This window comes from Autumnicola patrickiae (assembly GCF_031846525.1).
Taxonomy (GTDB): domain Bacteria; phylum Bacteroidota; class Bacteroidia; order Flavobacteriales; family Flavobacteriaceae; genus Autumnicola; species Autumnicola patrickiae.
The window spans coordinates 201,033-217,951 of record NZ_JAVRHM010000002.1 but is presented as its reverse complement, the minus strand read 5'-3'; the positions used below and the strand labels follow the sequence as shown (position 1 = coordinate 217,951).

18 protein-coding genes are annotated in these 16,919 nt (G+C 39.9%); 6 read left to right on the top strand and 12 right to left on the bottom strand.

Annotation, left to right across the window (positions count from 1 at the left end; translation table 11 throughout):
* The first annotated feature begins 182 nt into the window (after positions 1-182).
* Together RM549_RS03680 and RM549_RS03675 are read left to right on the top strand one after the other, a co-directional pair.
* Positions 183-1,466, top strand: coding sequence for a PQQ-dependent sugar dehydrogenase (locus tag RM549_RS03680; RefSeq protein ID WP_311681511.1), 1,284 nt, complete (start codon positions 183-185; stop codon positions 1,464-1,466).
* A 12-nt stretch (positions 1,467-1,478) separates the two neighbouring features.
* Positions 1,479-3,770 carry a TonB-dependent receptor domain-containing protein gene (locus tag RM549_RS03675; protein WP_311681509.1) on the top strand — a complete coding sequence of 764 codons (2,292 nt, stop codon included), beginning with the start codon at positions 1,479-1,481 and terminating at the stop codon, positions 3,768-3,770.
* 122 nt (positions 3,771-3,892) lie between these two features.
* Here the strand turns inward: RM549_RS03675 and coaD are convergent, their stop codons facing one another.
* The gene (gene coaD / locus RM549_RS03670; RefSeq protein WP_311681507.1) at positions 3,893-4,348 is read right to left on the bottom strand and encodes a pantetheine-phosphate adenylyltransferase; all 456 of its coding nucleotides are present in this window, start codon (positions 4,346-4,348) and stop codon (positions 3,893-3,895) included.
* A gap of 34 nt (positions 4,349-4,382) precedes the next feature.
* Positions 4,383-5,369 (bottom strand): D-alanine--D-alanine ligase, encoded by a 987-nt coding sequence (locus RM549_RS03665; protein WP_311681659.1) that lies wholly within the window; start codon positions 5,367-5,369, stop codon positions 4,383-4,385.
* Between the two features lie 99 nt (positions 5,370-5,468).
* On the opposite strand from RM549_RS03665, the gene RM549_RS03660 reads away from it, so the two are divergent.
* The 4 genes from RM549_RS03660 to RM549_RS03645 all read left to right on the top strand — a co-directional run bounded on the left by RM549_RS03660 (position 5,469) and on the right by RM549_RS03645 (position 8,933).
* Positions 5,469-6,089, top strand: coding sequence for a PASTA domain-containing protein (locus RM549_RS03660; RefSeq protein ID WP_311681505.1), 621 nt, complete (start codon positions 5,469-5,471; stop codon positions 6,087-6,089).
* On the top strand, positions 6,089-7,138 hold the full coding sequence (locus RM549_RS03655) for an RluA family pseudouridine synthase (RefSeq protein ID WP_311681503.1): 1,050 nt from the start codon (positions 6,089-6,091) through the stop codon (positions 7,136-7,138). Before RM549_RS03660 ends, RM549_RS03655 begins: the two co-directional genes overlap by 1 nt.
* A 103-nt stretch (positions 7,139-7,241) precedes the next feature.
* On the top strand, positions 7,242-8,003 hold the full coding sequence (gene yaaA, locus RM549_RS03650; RefSeq protein ID WP_311681501.1) for a peroxide stress protein YaaA: 762 nt from the start codon (positions 7,242-7,244) through the stop codon (positions 8,001-8,003).
* Positions 8,004-8,273: 270 nt separating this feature from the next.
* Positions 8,274-8,933, top strand: a complete 660-nt coding sequence (locus RM549_RS03645) for a uracil-DNA glycosylase family protein (protein ID WP_311681658.1) — start codon at positions 8,274-8,276, stop codon at positions 8,931-8,933.
* Between the two features lie 2 nt (positions 8,934-8,935).
* Here RM549_RS03645 and RM549_RS03640 read toward each other — a convergent pair whose 3' ends face one another.
* The 10 genes from RM549_RS03640 to RM549_RS03595 all read right to left on the bottom strand — a co-directional run bounded on the left by RM549_RS03640 (position 8,936) and on the right by RM549_RS03595 (position 16,886).
* Positions 8,936-9,073, bottom strand: a complete 138-nt coding sequence (locus tag RM549_RS03640) for a 30S ribosomal protein THX (protein WP_311681499.1) — start codon at positions 9,071-9,073, stop codon at positions 8,936-8,938.
* Positions 9,073-9,225, bottom strand: a complete 153-nt coding sequence (locus RM549_RS03635) for a hypothetical protein (protein ID WP_311681495.1) — start codon at positions 9,223-9,225, stop codon at positions 9,073-9,075. Before RM549_RS03635 ends, RM549_RS03640 begins: the two co-directional genes overlap by 1 nt.
* A 76-nt stretch (positions 9,226-9,301) precedes the next feature.
* Positions 9,302-10,069: a tryptophan synthase subunit alpha gene (gene trpA, locus RM549_RS03630; RefSeq protein WP_311681489.1), complete on the bottom strand. Its 768-nt coding sequence runs from the start codon at positions 10,067-10,069 to the stop codon at positions 9,302-9,304.
* A gap of 52 nt (positions 10,070-10,121) precedes the next feature.
* Positions 10,122-11,303 carry a tryptophan synthase subunit beta gene (gene trpB / locus RM549_RS03625; protein WP_311681473.1) on the bottom strand — a complete coding sequence of 394 codons (1,182 nt, stop codon included), beginning with the start codon at positions 11,301-11,303 and terminating at the stop codon, positions 10,122-10,124.
* A gap of 40 nt (positions 11,304-11,343) precedes the next feature.
* Complete coding sequence (locus tag RM549_RS03620) at positions 11,344-12,009, bottom strand: phosphoribosylanthranilate isomerase (protein WP_311681467.1); 666 nt, start codon at positions 12,007-12,009, stop codon at positions 11,344-11,346.
* Between the two features lie 29 nt (positions 12,010-12,038).
* Positions 12,039-12,821: an indole-3-glycerol phosphate synthase TrpC gene (gene trpC / locus RM549_RS03615; RefSeq protein ID WP_311681460.1), complete on the bottom strand. Its 783-nt coding sequence runs from the start codon at positions 12,819-12,821 to the stop codon at positions 12,039-12,041.
* A 56-nt stretch (positions 12,822-12,877) separates the two neighbouring features.
* A complete protein-coding gene (gene trpD, locus RM549_RS03610; RefSeq protein WP_311681454.1) occupies positions 12,878-13,870 on the bottom strand; it encodes an anthranilate phosphoribosyltransferase in 993 nt (330 codons plus the stop codon).
* Between the two features lie 57 nt (positions 13,871-13,927).
* On the bottom strand, positions 13,928-14,542 hold the full coding sequence (locus RM549_RS03605; protein WP_311681448.1) for an anthranilate synthase component II: 615 nt from the start codon (positions 14,540-14,542) through the stop codon (positions 13,928-13,930).
* 108 nt (positions 14,543-14,650) lie between these two features.
* Positions 14,651-16,045 carry an anthranilate synthase component I family protein gene (locus RM549_RS03600; RefSeq protein ID WP_311681440.1) on the bottom strand — a complete coding sequence of 465 codons (1,395 nt, stop codon included), beginning with the start codon at positions 16,043-16,045 and terminating at the stop codon, positions 14,651-14,653.
* Positions 16,046-16,385: 340 nt separating this feature from the next.
* Positions 16,386-16,886 (bottom strand): YceI family protein, encoded by a 501-nt coding sequence (locus RM549_RS03595; RefSeq protein WP_311681434.1) that lies wholly within the window; start codon positions 16,884-16,886, stop codon positions 16,386-16,388.
* Positions 16,887-16,919 lie beyond the last annotated feature (33 nt).

The window sequence follows — 16,919 nt, the reverse complement described above, 5'->3', positions numbered from 1 at the left end:
GTCTGCTTCGGGCATTTCTAAAAGCTCTTAATAATAATCGGTAAACATAGTTAAAACTGCTATAGCTGCCAAAACTAGTAGGCTTGTGTCCTCAATTTAACGCTTGTTAAAGGAAACCTAATCAGCTTATAAAACTTTTCTCTGCACAAATTTCGGGGTATTTTTGGGAAAATTGCTTTAAAATGAAAAGAAAATCAACTATTTTAAGTGTTTTCATTGCTTTAAGTATAAGCACGTCTGCACTTTCACAGTTTAAGGAAGTAAGCGAAGGAAAGAAGGAGGAGCTATCTAAAAGAGCTCCAGATGTAGTGCAGACGGCTGTTGGTCGGCTTGAACTTCCTGCACCTTTTTCTTCCGAATCTGTTACTAATGAAAGTAAGGTTATAGGCTGGTCCAGTAATAAGCCGGAAGCTCCTGAAGGTTTTGTAGTCACATTATATGCTGAAGATCTTGAACATCCCCGCAGAAGTTACGTGGCACCAAACAACGATGTTTTTGTTGCAGAATCTAATGATGCCGAAAAAAGTGCTGACCGGATTACGATGTTTAGGGATACAAATGGCGACGGAATGCCGGATGAGCGTTATGTTTTTATGGAAGATCTTAATCAGCCATACGGAATGCTGATCCTGGATGATTATTTTTATGTGGCTAATGTAGACGCTCTAAAAAGGTTCCCTTATAAAGAAGGACAAACTTCTATTGATGAAGAAGGGGAGACGATACTGGAACTGCCCGCAGGCGGTTACAACCATCACTGGACGAGGAACATTATAGCAAACAAAGAGGGAAGTAAAATTTATATCACTGTAGGTTCTTCCAGTAATGCCGGGGAACACGGGATGGAAAAGGAGGAGCGAAGAGCAAATATTCTGGAAGTAAATCCTGATGGTTCCGGAGAGAAAGTCTACGCTGCAGGAATAAGGAATCCTGTTGGAATGGACTGGAATCCGGTTACCGGAGAGCTATGGACGTCTGTAAACGAGCGTGACAAGATTGGGAATAAATTAGTTCCAGATTATCTTACCAGCGTGAAAGAAGGAGGCTGGTATGGCTGGCCTTTCTCATATTTTGGAGATATAAAAGATCCGCGTTGGGCAGAGGATCCGCACCTGGAGCTTGTGGAAAAAGCTATTGTGCCAGATGTACCGCTGGGTTCCCACACTTCTTCCTTGGGTCTTACTTTTTATGAAGCAGATCAATTTCCTGAAAAATACAAGAACGGAGCTTTTGTTGGGCAACATGGTTCCTGGAACCGGGCCGATCTTGCAGGTTACAAAGTGGTATTCGTGCCTTTTGAAAATGGGGAGCCGCAAGAACCCGAAGATTTTCTTACCGGCTTTTTTGCAGATAAAGATTCCAGTAAGGTTTATGGCCGACCTGTTGGGATAACTACTTTGCCCGATGGCTCTTTGCTGGTAAACGATGATGATGGAAATGTTATATGGAAAGTCTCTGCTGAATAAAAAATAGAACTATTGAAAAATATAATTATAGCAGCCTTATTATTTACCTGCTGCGGAAAAATTTTTGGTCAAAACATAAAGGGTAGAATTATAAATTCAGAGAATTCTGAAGCAATTGAAGATGCGAGAATAGAAAATCTCACTTCAGGAGCAGTAGCTTTTTCAGATGAAAATGGGAATTTTTTCCTTGAAAATGAAGACCTTCCGGTAGAGCTGGAAATAAGTTATTTAGGTTTTCAGAATAGAAGTAGAACAGTTAGTTCGTACACTGAAGAATTGGTGATTTATCTTGATCCTTTTCGGGATAATCTTTCAGAAGTAATGATCAGGAGTACTATTATTCCCAATGAGCTTCAAAAAGTCCCGGCTTCAGTAGGTGTACTATCAAAAAATGATCTTCAGCGTACAGATGCGACGGCATTAATGGACAATTTTAATTATGTGCCGGGAATGTACGTAAATCAGGGCGCTTTAAACACCAATAAGATCAATATTCGAGGTATTGGAGCCCGTTCTCAGTACAGTACTAACCGTATTCAGGCGTATTTCGACGGAATTCCGATGACTACGGCAGAAGGTGAATTGACGCTGGATGATATCGATCAGGAATCTTTAGAACGGGTAGAAATAATCAAAGGACCTACCTCCAGTATCTATGGAGCCGGTTTGGGAGGTTCAATTAACCTTTATTCGGCTAGTCCCGATGCCAGGGGAACCACTGGAAATGTCAATTATCAGCTTTCCAGTTTTAATACCTCCAAAAAAGTCGTTTCGGCTTCTCACAGTTCAGAAAATACCAGTCTTTTTGCTAATTATTCGCACTTAAAAAGTGATGGTTACCGGGAAAATGGAGAATATGATCGTAAGTCTGCTCTTGTAAATGCGAAGCTTGTAACTTCTGAGAATAACAGCCTCTCATTTTTGGCAAATTTCACCAAACTGAAGGCTTTTATTCCAAGTTCCTTAAACGAAGATGATTTTCTTAATGATCCTGAAACGGCTGCCTATACCTGGGGCGCTTCCCAAGGATATGAATCGTACGATCGCGGACTTTTAGGCCTGGCATATAACCATCAATTCTCTGAAAACTTCAGCAATACCACAAGTATTTATACAAATTTCAGAAATGGATACGAGCCACGGCCTTTTGATATTTTAAAGGAAGAGCGACTTTCGGCCGGTGCGCGTACAAAATTTAACCTGGATACTAATATTGGAGATATGGCTTCTCAGTTTAGTTTTGGTGCAGAATATTATAATGAATGGTATGAGATTGGCACTTTTGAGAATCTTTACGAGGAATTCCCAGACCAGGGAAGCGTGCGGGGAGCACGGTTGAGCAACAATGAGCAGGTGAGGGATTATGCTAATTTCTTCGGACAATTAAGTGTGGAATTAGCTGAAAACTGGAATGCAGAAGCAGGTGTTAATGTTAACACCACCGGTTATACGTTAACAGATTTATACGCTGAAGATGAGGTGGACCAATCTGGAGATTATCGCTTTAATACTATTTTTTCTCCGCGTATAGGAACAACTTATGAAGTTGCTCCGGGTAAAAATGTTTATGCTTCTATAAGTCACGGATTTTCTACTCCCACAGTAGCAGAGACTCTAACTCCCGATGGGCAAATAAATACAGACCTGGAGCCGGAAACCGGAATTAATTATGAAATCGGGTTTAAAGGAAACTGGATAAATAATAGATTGTATACCGAAGTCGCGCTTTATTCCATCCAAATTGAAAATCTGCTTGTCGCGCAGCGTGTTGGTCAGGATCAATATGTAGGGGTAAATGCAGGAAAAACCGACCATAACGGAATTGAATTCTTAGCCCAATATAATGTGGAACTGGGAGCAGGAATAACCGGTAAACCTTATATAAATGCTGCTTTTAACTTTTTTGAATTCGATGAATTTATAAATGAAGAAGAAGATTTTTCCGGAAATGAATTGCCTGGAGTTCCGAAGTCGACAGTCAATCTTGGCTTCGATCTTTCGACAGATTGGGGGCTAACTTTTTATAGTAATTACAGAGCGGTGGGTGAAATTCCACTGAATGATGCCAATTCAGAATATGCAGAGAACTATCAATTGGTAAATCTAAAAGCAGCCTACAGCCTGAATGTTTCAGATTATTTTGAAATTAATTTCAACGCCGGAATTAATAATGTCTTAGATGAACATTATGCGGCTAGTGTCCTGACCAATGCAGTTGGCTTTGGTGGCTCCGCTCCAAGATATTATTACCCGGGAAATCCGAGAAATTATTTTGGCGGAGTAGGAGTGAGTTATAATTTTTAATCTAAATGTTTATCCAGACCTGACAGGTTTTCAAAACCTGTCAGGTCTAAACCAGTAAGTTGATAATTGCCATTTCTAAGTACAGACTTAAAGATTTCAAACTGTGAGGTCTTTTATAAATTCTATTTTCTCCTGACCACATCAGGTACCATAAATTCATAGTTCCCCCCATGCCTGATTACGTCGCGTACCACTGTGGAGGAAATATGGCTCTTTCCGGAGGAGGTTATAAAAAATACAGTTTCGATTCCCGACATTTTAAAGTTGGTCTGCCCGATCGCTTTTTCAAACTCGAGATCGGTGCCATTTCGGAGTCCGCGAAGGAGAAACTGTGCACCTTCACTCTTACAAAAATCAACAGTGAGACCCTTGTACGTCATCACTTTCACCTTCTCTTCATTTTTGTAGGTTTCTTCAATAAAATGCAGCCTTTCTTCAAGGGAAAACATATATTTTTTGTCGGAATTTGTGCCTATAGCGAGAATAATTTCATCAAAAAGAGGAAGGCCCCTTTCGATAATATCGGTATGCCCTAATGTAAGAGGATCGAACGATCCCGGAAAAACTGCTTTTCTCATAGCTTAATGTTGTACTGTGACGTAATTTACGACTTTAGAATTTATCCTGCTCCAACGCAGCTTCGATGGCACTCCCGTAGAGATCCTGCAAACTTATTCCTGCTTTTTCTGCCTGCTGCGGTAAAATACTTGCTTTGCTAAGGCCCGGTGTCGTGTTCATTTCAATAAAATGCGGCTCCCCGTTATGAAAAATAAATTCTGAACGGGTAAGTCCTCTCATTTTTAATTTCTTGTAGATAAGAATAGATATTTCCTGGACTTTTTTTGTTTGCTCTTCAGAAATTCTGGCTGGAGTTATCTCCTGAGACTTTCCTAGGTACTTAGCTTCATAATCGAAAAATTCATTTTCTGAAATAATCTCGGTCACCGGCAGTGCTATCACTTTTCCTTTATAAGTGACCACGCCCACAGAAACTTCAGTTCCATCTAAAAAAGACTCAATTATAGCTTCATTATCTTCTTTAAATGCAGTTTTTGCGGCAGGTATAAGTTCTTCTTTCGACTTCACTTTTGTTATTCCGAAGCTACTTCCGGCACGATTCGCTTTTACAAAACAAGGCAGGCCTACTTTTTCCACAATTTCGTCCGGATTTATAGTGTCCTCTTTATTCAGAAAAAAATTAGTAGCGGTTTTTATTCCGTAAGGCTTTAAAACGCTGATTAAATCCCGTTTGTTAAAAGTAAGTGCGGCCTGATAGTAGTCGCAGGAAGTCTGCGGAATGCCGACCAATTCCAGGTATGCCTGTAAAAGCCCATTTTCGCCAGGTGTACCATGAATGGTATTAAAAACGCAATCAAAGGAAATCGCTTCACCCTGGATCCTAACCGTAAAATTACTCTTGTTAATAGGGTAGGGCGTATCATCATCGGTCACCACAAACCATTCGCCTTTTAAAATATGGACGCGGTAAGGTTCGTACAAGTCACGATTAAGATGTTGATAAACCATATTTCCGCTATTAATAGAAATGCGGTACTCACTGGAATAGCCGCCCATGGCAATGGCAATTTTTTTCTTCATGTTCAATATGTCGTGATTAAAATCGTTATCAAAAATATCACTAATAACGGGTGCATCCAAAACCGCGGGGTTTTATATCTTTGCTTTTTAAACCAATTTATGGGAATATTTAGATTTATCTTCAGCAAAACTTTTTTAATACAATTAGTTTTGGCAATAATAGCCATTGTGGTTATTGCATATCTGGCTTTACAATGGCTGGAATATTCTACTAACCAGGATCAAAGGATTAAAGTGCCCGATCTTGCAAGGATGTCTCTGGATAACGTAGAAGATCGTTTGGACGAGATGGATCTTCGGTTTGAGATTTTAGATTCTGCGAATTTTAATCCGGATTTTCCCCGCTATTCGGTAATTGAACAAGTTCCCGAACCTGGTAAATTTGTAAAAGAGAACCGAAAAATTTATTTGACCCTCAACCCATCCGGGTATAGAAAAGTCACTATTCCAAATAATTTAATCAGAAAAACCAGAAGGCAGGTGGAGCCAACCTTGCGTTCTTTAGGATTTGAAATTGGGGATGTTACTTATAAACCGGACATTGCTGAAGATGCGGTGCTGGAAATGCGGCATAAAGGCCAGCTGGTAGAGGCGGGAGATGAGCTCATGAAAACGTCAGTTATCGACCTGGTGTTGGGAGATGGTTCCGGTAGGTACGGGCAGGATGAGGAAGAAGAGGAAGGAACTGAAACGGATGTGGAAGAAGAAATAGAATTTTAATGAAAGAAGAAGAAGGTCACGAAATAGAAGATCAGGATGATGAACTTTATGAGCATCATAAATTTGTAGCCGAAAAAGGCCAGAATCCGTTGCGGGTGGATAAATATTTGATGAATTACATCGAGAAAGCCACGCGGAATAAAATTCAGAAAGCGGCAAAAAGCGGAAATATTTATGTAAATGAAGTTGCCGTAAAATCGAATTATAAAGTAAAAGCGGGAGATGTGGTGCAGGTGATGTTTGAGCATCCTCCTTATGAATTTTTACTTACTCCTGAGAATATTCCGCTGGATGTAGTTTATGAAGATGATACGCTGCTGGTTGTAAACAAACCGGCAGGAATGGTGGTGCATCCTGGCCACGGAAACTACAGTGGAACTTTAATAAACGCGCTGGTATACCACTTCGAAAATTTGCCAAATAACAGCAGTGACCGTCCCGGTTTGGTGCACAGAATAGATAAAGACACCAGCGGACTTTTAGTCGTGGCCAAGACAGAGCAGGCTATGACGCATCTCTCGAAGCAATTTTTCGATAAGAGCAGCGAAAGGGAGTACGTAGCGATTGTGTGGGGAAATGTGGAAGAAGATGAAGGAACTGTAGAAGGGAATATTGGAAGACACCCAAAGAACCGACTGCAGAATACCGTTTATGAAGGAGAAGACGCCGAAAAAGGCAAACCTGCAGTGACGCACTTTAAAGTGCTTGAAAGATATGGTTATGTGACGCTTATTTCCTGTAAGCTGGAAACAGGCAGAACGCACCAGATTCGGGTTCACATGAAGCATATTGGTCATACACTTTTTAATGATGAACGCTATGGAGGAGACCGAATCTTGAAAGGGACTACTTTTACAAAGTATAAACAATTTGTAGAAAATTGCTTCAAGGTACTTCCAAGGCAGGCGCTCCATGCAAAAACCCTTGGCTTTGTACATCCCAAAACGGAAAAGTGGATGAGCTTTAACACCGAAATTCCGCAGGATATGCTAGATTGTATTGCCAAATGGGAGAGCTACGCAAAGAATCAGAAAGAAATTCTGGATTAAGCTTAATGAAATAAGCCTTCTCTATTATTTCATAAAGAAGTAATAACATCTCTTTTTTCATTTAACATCATTAGGCTTATCTTTGGGTACAAATCCTCAGATCATGAAAATTGTTGTTTCTCCGGCGAAAAGCCTGGATTACGAATCAAAATTACCAACTACACGCGGTACACAGCCGCAATTCCTGGAAACAACTGCAAAACTGAATCGTAAGCTTGCGAGAATGACTAAAGCTGAAATTTCAGAATTGATGGGAATAAGTGATAAGCTGGCCGACCTGAATTACACAAGGTATCAGAAATTTCAGGAAGAACATAATAAGAAGAATTCACGTCCTGCTGCTTACGCTTTTGCGGGTGATGTGTACACCGGACTCGATGCTTACACAATTCCGACAGAGAAACATGACCGGCTGCAGGATACCCTAAGGATTTTATCTGGCATGTACGGAATTCTAAGGCCACTGGACCTCATGCAGCCTTACCGGCTGGAAATGGGAACTTCTATGGGGATAGAAAGGAAAAAGAATTTGTACGAAGTTTGGCAGAAGAAAGTAACTCAGGCGCTTAATGATGAATTAAATGATGATGAACTTTTCATCAATCTTGCCAGTAACGAATATTTTAAGGCTGTTGATGCCAAAGCTTTAAAAGTTCCGGTTATTTCCCCGGTATTTAAGGATTTTAAAAACGGAAAACTAAAAATTATCAGTTTCTACGCAAAAAAAGCCCGTGGTTCCATGGTTCGCTATATTATAGATAAAGACGCACAGTCTCTGGAACATATAAAAGGTTACGATTACGACAATTATCGCTTTAGCCAGGAACATACTGAGAAAGAAAATGAGCCTGTCTTCATCCGGTAGAACGGATCTTTGCAGGATTTTTATAAGATTGATATCGAACAGAAACAAGAATAAAGACCGCTTCGCTGCAAGAACAAAGATTTTTTTAAAGTGAGGAGTCGATAATTGCCATTTTGAGCCTACCATCTTATTTTTAACAACAGACAACAGAAAGAGGAATAAAGACCTCTTCGCTGCAAGAGCAAAGATTCTTTAAAATAATTTATTAGTCGATAATTGCCTTTTTAGGGCTGGCATCTTATTTTTAAACAATAAACAATAAAGAAAGACATCTTCCACCACACTCATCCATATCGTCCATTTATCCCAGAAAATGCCACTAAACTCATTGTCGGAACATTGCCACCACCGCGATTTACAAAGCGGCAGCTAAAGGAAGGAGACGTGGATTTTTGTTACGGCAGTCGTGACGGATTGCTATGGCGGGTGCTGGATAAAATCTTTGACATCGGGCTGCGCTTTGAAACCACTGAAGAAGCTGTGGAGCATCGAAAGCAGTGGTTAAGAAGCCGCGGCATTGGAATTTGCGATATGGTGGAAAGCAGCCGCAGGGATAAAATCGATGCTTCAGATCTTGGAATGCAACAGGTGGAACTCCGCAATATGGTTCAGATTCTTAGGGATCATCCAAATATTGATACGTTGCTATTTACAGGCGGAAACAGCAAAAACGGTCCGGAATTTTTCTTCCGGAGACATTTACGGGAAATTGAGAGTGACATCCGGCTGAAAGTAATCTCCAATGATGTCCCAAAGATTCACCAGTTCATTTTGGACGGAAGGTTGATTAAAACAGTTTCGTTAACAGCTCCTTCAGGGTCTGCCAATCGAGCAATTGGTAGTATGGAACTTTATAAATACTTAAAAAAGAAAAACCCTGAATTCAATACGATTGATTTCAGGGTTCTCCAGTATAAGGAGCATTTTTAAAACTATTGCTCCAAACTTTTCTTTTGTGTATCGGCCATGGTGGTTGGTTTTACCTTAAACTTTTTACGTTTAGGTCTTAGTTTTCCATGAGTGCCGATTGCGATTTTTCCGCGTTTGGTTTTTTTATCACCTCTACCCATTATTTCTTATTTTGCTGATCTTTGATTGTTTTATCATCAATATCAAAGTCATTAGTTTCTATATCGCGGTTTCCAATTTCTCCACTTAAAGGATCATTATCGCTTCGTCTTTGTTCTTTTCTCTTATTTCTACTTTCCTCTATACGTCCCATAATTTTCTTTTTTTAATTCTAAATTAAGATACGTCAATAAAGGGTGATTTTGTATTAAAGCCTTGTTAGACTTAGGTTAAACATTCCGGATCCCTTTAACAAATTCCGCAATTTTCCCCGTTCCCGTCATATTAATATGTTTTATAAATGCGCTGCCGATAATAGCTCCTTTGGCGTATTGGGTAGCCTGTTCAAAGGTTTCATTATCACCAATTCCAAAGCCTACCACCTGTGGATTCTTCAGATTCATACCATGAATCCTTTTAAAGTAATCTTTTGTTTCATCACTAAACCCTTTGGTCGAACCCGTTACACTGGCAGTACTTACCATATAAATGAATCCGTCGGAAACCGAATCTATAAACCTGATCCGTTCTTCGGAAGTCTGCGGAGTGATTAAAAAGATATTCTGAAGTCCGTGTGCTTCAAACGTTGCTCTGTACTCTTCATTGTAAACATCTACCGGAAGATCGGGAATAATGAGTCCGTCAATACCTGATTCTTCACATTTTCGGCAAAACCGCTCCACTCCATACTGAAGTATCGGGTTAAAATATCCCATAATAATTAACGGAATTTCCACGGAATCCCTGATTCCTTCCAGTTGCTGAAAAAGTCGGTTTGTAGTCATTCCAGCTTTTAGGGCTTTAGTAGAACTCTCCTGGATTGTTGGGCCATCGGCCAGGGGATCACTGAAAGGTAATCCGATTTCTATAAAATCGATTCCGCTTTTTTCAAGATCCTGGATGATTTGTACCGTGTCTTCAGGTTCAGGATAGCCGGCGGTAAAATATATGGAAAGCAGTTTTTTGTCTTCCTGCAGTTTTTTGGTAATTCGGTTCATTTTTATGTTTTAACTAAACCTGACAGGTTTTGGAGACCTGTCAGGTTTGAAATTATAAATTAAAATAGTCGATATATGTATTAAGATCCTTATCGCCACGTCCCGAAAGATTGACCACAACAATATCATCCTTTTTAAACTTCCGGTCTTCAAAAATTGCAAGAGCGTGGGAGGTTTCAATTGCAGGAATAATTCCTTCCAGCTTGGCCAGGTGCAAACCGGCTTTCATGGCATCTTCATCGGTAACCGAAATAAATTCTCCGCGACCGCTTCTAAACAAATTTGCGTGCATGGGTCCAACGCCGGGATAGTCGAGTCCGGCAGAAATTGAATAAGGTTCTGTGATTTGTCCATCTTCCGTCTGCATAAGCAAGGTTTTGCTTCCGTGGATAATTCCTTCTTTTCCCAGTGCTGAGGTTGCGGCACTTTCACCACTCTGGATCCCTTTTCCGGCAGCTTCAACAGCGATTATTCCCACTTCAGGATTATCAATATAGTGAAAATAAGCCCCGGCAGCGTTACTTCCGCCACCTACACAAGCCACTACATAATCAGGATTTTCACGACCTTCTCTTTCCTTAAGCTGCACTTTTATTTCTTCAGAAATAACCGACTGAAACCTGGCGACCATGTCCGGATAGGGATGCGGCCCAACAACAGATCCTATTATATAATGAGTGTCTACCGGATTATTAATCCAGTCCCTGATAGCTTCGTTAGTAGCGTCCTTAAGCGTACGACTTCCCGACTTGGCAGGAACTACTTTTGCTCCAAGCATCTTCATACGGGCTACGTTTGGAGCCTGTCGTTCGATGTCTACTTCCCCCATATATACGATACATTCAATACCCATAAGGGCACAGACGGTGGCCGTTGCAACCCCGTGTTGTCCGGCTCCGGTTTCGGCAATAATCCTGTTCTTGCCCAGACGTTTGGCCATTAAGATTTGACCTACGGTGTTGTTTACTTTATGAGCACCAGTATGACAAAGATCTTCCCTTTTCAGGTAAATTTTTGCATTATATTTTTTACTGAAGCGTTCCGCATAATAAAGCGGAGTAGGACGTCCTACATAATCTCTCAACAAATCCCTGAATTCCTTCTGAAAGGATTCCTCTTTCATGATGTCCAGATATTGCGAGCGTAAAGCCTCAACATTTGGATAAAGCATCTCCGGAATATACGCGCCTCCAAATTCGCCGTAATATCCTTTTTCGTTTGCCTGATAGGTCATTTTCTATGTTATTTATTGATCCTGTAAAGTTTCTAAAAACTTATAGGTCTAATTTTTCTGTAATACGTTCTTTAAACTGCCGCAGCTTTTCTGCATTTTTCAATCCCTGTTCATCCTCAAACCTGCTGTTAACATCTACTGCATAAAGCAGGTTTTCTTTTCCGTTTTCCTGAAACAAATTCATCAGTTCTTTTACCTCTTCTGCTTCTTCAAGCCCTATTCCTCCGCTTAAAAAAAATGGAGTAGAGGAGGGATAATTCTTCAGCACTTCCCAGTTGAAGGTGACTCCGTTTCCACCTTTATTTTTGCCTTTGGTGTCGAAAAGAAAGAAATCCACAACCCCTTCATATTCTTCTAGTCTGCTGAAGTCAAATTCTTCTTTTACTGAAAAAACCTTGATGATTTCAATATTTTTATCCTGAAGATTATCTCTCAATTGCCTGCAAAATTCAGCGGTTTCTCTTCCGTGAAGCTGAAGGGCTTGTAGTTGATACTTCTCAATTTTCTCCAGAATAAATTCCAGCGATGTATCTACAAAAACCCCTGTTTTTTTTACTTCTGAAGTAATCTCAGGAATATGAGCAGCCACATATCTGGGAGATTTCTCGTAGAATATCAATCCCATGTAGTCCGGCTGAAGCATCGCAATTTCCCGAACATTTTCCGGTTGCTTCATTCCACATATTTTAAGCCTGATATTTGCCATTTTTAAGGTGTCGCTTTGAGTCTTGACGGTTAGTTCAGTTTTGCAATAAATTCTGCTGCGCTTTTACCCGGATTGTCAGTTTTCATAAAATTTTCACCAATCAGAAATCCTTGGTAGCCATAATTCTTTAGATCCTTTATAGCTTCAACAGAACTTATTCCGCTTTCGGAGACTTTTACAAAATCATCGGGAATTTGCTTTGAAAGTCGCTTGCTAATGTCAGTACTTACTTCAAAAGTCTTCAAATTCCGGTTATTTACCCCAAGCATATCCAGGCTGGGCATAATCGATTTCTGAAGTTCTTCTTCATTATGAACTTCAAGTAATACATCCAATCCTAAATCTTTTGCAAATTGCGATAATTGCCTTATTTGAGCCTTCTCCAAAACTGCAGCAATCAGAAGAATTACATCGGCGCCATAGGCTTTTGCTTCCAGTAACTGATATTCATCAATAATGAATTCTTTCCTTAAAATTGGCATTTTAACACTGGCTCTTGCGTAAAGCAAATCCTCCAGCGATCCGCCAAAGTATTTTCCATCTGTAAGTACGGACATTCCTGAAACTCCGGCATCTTCGTAACCTCTAGCGACATCCTGAACGTTTAAATCCTGGTTTATAACAGATTTTGAAGGAGACCTTCTCTTGTGTTCTGCAATAATTCCGTTTTTACTGGATCTTAAAGCTTCAGCAAGAGAAACTGTTGCTCTCTCAAAAAGTGCAGAACTCTCAAGTTGCGAAACCGGAACCACCGATTTCTTTAGTTCAACTTCTTTGACTTTATCTGCTATTATTTTATCTAGAATATTCATTTTATTCATTTAATTTCTGAAAGGTTTTTTTTCAGGTCATGCCTCAAAAATGGCAATTATCGACTTAATTCCTGCAACTTCTTTAAAGCCAGCAATCCGTATCCGGAATTCAAAGATTCTTTAGCTTTTGCAAATCCTTCCTGTGGTGAAACGTTTTGGGTAGTTGCGATTGCCATTCCGGCATTGGCACAAACCACATTATTCTGAGCCTCGGTTCCTTTTCCCTTTAGAATATCCATAAAAATTTCTGCAGAACTTTCTATTGATCCGCCGCCTGCAATTTGTTCAGGATTTAATGTTTCTATGCCGAAATCTTCAGCTCCTAGCATAGCTTCTGAATGATTGGAAATAATTTTAGTTTTTCCGGTAAGCGAAATCTCGTCGTAACCATCCAGAGCGTGCAGAATAGTAAAATTCTTGTCTGTATTCTGATATAAATATCCATACATTCTCGCCAGTTCCAGGTCAAAAACCCCCACGAGCTGATTTTGTGGAAAAGCTGGATTTACCATTGGCCCCAGCATATTAAAAAATGTTTTTACCGCCAGGGATTTTCTGATTGGTGCTACGTTTTTCATCGCGGGATGAAAGAGCGGAGCATGTAAAATACATATTCCGGCTTTATCTATGCAACGCTCCAGAAAGTCCGGATCATTGCTGAATTTTATTCCCAGGTGTTCCATCACATTGGAACTTCCACTTACAGAGGATACCCCGTAGTTTCCATGTTTGGCCACATTAACACCCGCCCCAGCAGTTACAAAAGACGCGGTTGTGGAAATATTAAAAGTGTTTTTGCCGTCACCACCGGTTCCACAAAGATCCACAGGATTGTAGTCGCTCAAATCTATAGCAATGCATAGTTCCAGAAGTGCATCCCTAAATCCCTCAAGCTCCTCTATGGTGATACTCCGCATCATATAAACAGTGAGAAAAGCCGCAATCTGATTGCTGTTATATTCTCCATCTGAAATGTTGAAAATAACATGCTTCGCCTCTTCTTTGGAAATCGTCTCGTGATTTATTAATCTGTTGAGTAATTCTTTCATAATTCTCCTCTGTCTCCCCAAAATGAGAACATTTTTGAGGCAATTTTAAAGTTAAACTTACGCATTTGTGTCTGTTACTTTCTTCCCTTTGGTAAGGTTGAAGGAGGGGCTTTCTACCCAGTTTTTAATAATTCTTTTTCCTTCAGGAGTAAGGACAGATTCCGGATGAAACTGAACTCCTCTAATATCAAATTCTCTGTGGCGAAGGGACATGATCTGTCCGTTTTCGTCGTAAGAAGTTGCTTCAAGAACATCTGGTAACTCCTTTAGTACCACCCAGGAATGGTAGCGCCCCACCATAAACCCATTGGGCAAATCTTTAAATAAAGGTTCATCTTTTACACAAAGATTGATATTTGTGGCTACTCCATGATAAACAGATTCCAGATTCCCCAGTTTTCCTCCATAAACCTCGCCTATTGCCTGTTGGCCGAGACAAACTCCGAAAATACTTTTCGTCGATCCATATTTCTCGATAATTGGCTTTAAAAGTCCTGCTTCTGAAGGGATTCCTGGACCAGGTGAGAGCAGAATTTTATCGAATTCCTCTACATCTTCCAGCTCTAGCTGATCGTTTCTTCTTACGGTTACTTCACAATCCAGATCTTCAAGATAATGGACTAAGTTATATACGAAGGAATCGTAATTGTCTATGACTAATATTTTTTTCATGTTCTTTATGCTTTTGCGTTAGGGATTGAGGCTTTGTGAAGCTCTTTTTAAAGTTTTTCCTTTAAAAAAGCGACTGCCGAAAGCCCGACCCGCAGGGTAACGCCCATATTAAATATCTTCTGCAATTTCCAGTGCTTTGGTTAATGCGCCTAATTTATTATAAACTTCCTGCAATTCGTTTTCTTCTACAGATTCTGAAACCACCCCGGCGCCGGCCTGGTAATGTAACTGGTGGTTTTTGCTCACAAACGAGCGGATGATAATGGCATGGTTAAAATTCCCTTCGAAATCCATAAATCCAATAGCGCCACCGTAAGCGTCGCGATTCACATTTTCGTATTTCTCGATAAGCTTCATCGCGCTGTGCTTGGGCGCGCCACTAAGGGTGCCGGCGGGAAAAGTATCGGCAACCACCTGCATAGTTGGCGTGTTTGCATGTTTGGTGCCGGTGACTTTACTCACCAGGTGAATCACGTGAGAAAAAAACTGGATCTGGCGGTAATTTTCCACTTTTACGTTACTGCCATGCCTGCTGAGGTCGTTTCTCGCAAGATCCACAAGCATCACATGTTCGGCATTTTCCTTTTCATCTGCAGCGAGCTTTTTGGCCAGTTCGGCATCCTGCTCATCATTTCCGGTGCGTTTAAATGTGCCGGCAATCGGGTGAATTTCTGCCTGGCCATCTTTTACCACAAGCTGTGCTTCGGGGGAACTTCCGAAGATTTTAAAATCTCCATAATCGAAATAGAACAAATATGGAGAAGGGTTTACGCTGCGGAGCGCCCTATAAACATTGAACTCATCACCTTTAAAAGCCTGTGAAAAGCGCCGGGAGAGCACAATTTGAAAAACATCGCCACGGTAACAGTGCTTTTTACCCAACTTCACGTTTTCTTTAAATTCTTCGTCGGTAAGATTGGAAACAGGCTCCTGCTGACGTGTAAAATTGTAAGTAGCAAAATTACGAACCTTTATAAGCTGTTTTATTTCTTCAATCTTACTGTCTGTATTGTAGGTGTGATCAAATATATATGCTTCGTTATTGAAGTGGTTGATGGCGATGATATTTTGGTACACGGCGTAATACATGTCCGGCAATCCAAGATCTCCTTCTTTTTTCTTGATTTCCAGATCTTCAAAATATCTTACTCCGTCATAAGCTATGTATCCAAAAAGCCCATTATTGATAAATTTAAATCCTGAATTTTCAGCTTTAAACTGCTGCGAAAACTGTTGAATCTTCTGCGGAACATTTACCTCCTGGTCGATATTTGTCATTTTTCGACTACCATCTGGAAAAGTCTCCACGATCTTCTCATTCTGGATTTTTATGGAAGCGATGGGATTACAGCAGATATAGGAGAAACTGTTGTCGCTCGCGTGATAATCGCTACTTTCCAGCAGCAGGCTATTTGGATATTTATCCCGCACCTTTAGATATACGCTCACAGGTGTGATCGTATCGGCAAGAAGTTTTGTATGGGTTGTAGTTAGCTGGTACATTTATAAATATTTGCATTTTCCGGAAAAACCGGTAAATTTTAAATTGAATTATTCAAATTTTCACTCCTGCGGCAAATTTCAATCTCTTTACGTTAAGGAACAAAAGCAATAAAAAAAGGCTTGTCGTGAGACAAGCCTTTTGTATATATTTTTATACTATAGCAATGTTACTTCACGACGTTTGACGTAAGTTGCTCCACCACCAAGTATGTACTGTAAAAGTTTTCATTGCCTCAAATATAGAGATGAAATTTTAATTGACAAAGATTTTTCTCTTTTTACTTTTTTAGAAAAAAAACCGCGCAATTTGGGTTTGCGCGGTTTAAAAAATATTCAGTTGTTAGAACTTTAGATTTACATCCAATTCAAAATTGTCATGAATAGTGTTATCGCCCAAATTTGAGAAAAAACTTCCGGAACCATAACGCACATCAAATTTAGATCTGTCAATAACTACTTTTGCCAGAGCTGAATCTTCATTTATTTGTTGTTCGAAGGTTATAGGGTTGGTTTTTTCTTTGATAGAAAGGTCTCCCGATACGCCATAGGTGCCATTTTCTTGTTTTACAACATTTCGTACTACCAGTTTAGCAGTAGGATATTTATCTACGCCAAAAAAGTCTTCATTTTTTAAGTGATCTTCAAGTTGTTGTTTGTTTTTTCCGGAGAGGTCGGTTACTTTTATAGAAGTCATGTCCATAATAAATTCGCCACCTGTAGGCTCATTATTTTCCATGTTGAAATATCCTTCTTTAAAATTTATAGTTCCTGAGTGAGAACCTGCTAATTTTTTACCTTTCCAGATTACATTACTTTCCTGAGTTTTGATTTCTTTTTTCATAGTATATAAATTTGAATAATAATTATAAAGTTT